At 76.2% G+C, this 336-nt stretch carries 1 protein-coding gene; it reads left to right on the plus strand.

All coding sequences use genetic code 11. The features are described 5' to 3' along the window. The coding region (locus A612_RS00070) for a FimV/HubP family polar landmark protein (protein WP_040435217.1) at positions 1–336 on the plus strand (336 nt) is incomplete at both ends.

Below are 336 nucleotides of genomic sequence, written 5' to 3' on the forward strand. Positions count from 1 at the left end.
CCGGCGAAGTGACCGTGCGCCCGGGCGACACGGCCGGCCGCATCGCCAGCGCCCACCGTCCCGCCGGCGTCTCGCTCGACCAGATGCTGGTGGCGATGATGCGCGCCAACCCGGAGGCCTTCATCCAGGGCAACGTCAACCGGTTGCGTGCCGGTGCGGTGTTGCAGATGCCCAGCCAGGCCGACGCGCAGGCCACCCCGGCGCCCGAGGCGCGCCGCATCGTGGCCGCGCAGAGCCGCGACTTCAACGAGTTCCGCCGCCGCCTGGCCGGTGCCGCGCCGACCGCCCAGGTGGCTGCGGCCGACCGCTCGGCCAGCGGCAGCGTGCAGGCCGAGG

It is taken from the genome of Melaminivora alkalimesophila (assembly GCF_000282995.1).
In the GTDB taxonomy this organism is placed as follows: Bacteria; Pseudomonadota; Gammaproteobacteria; order Burkholderiales; family Burkholderiaceae_C; genus Melaminivora; species Melaminivora alkalimesophila.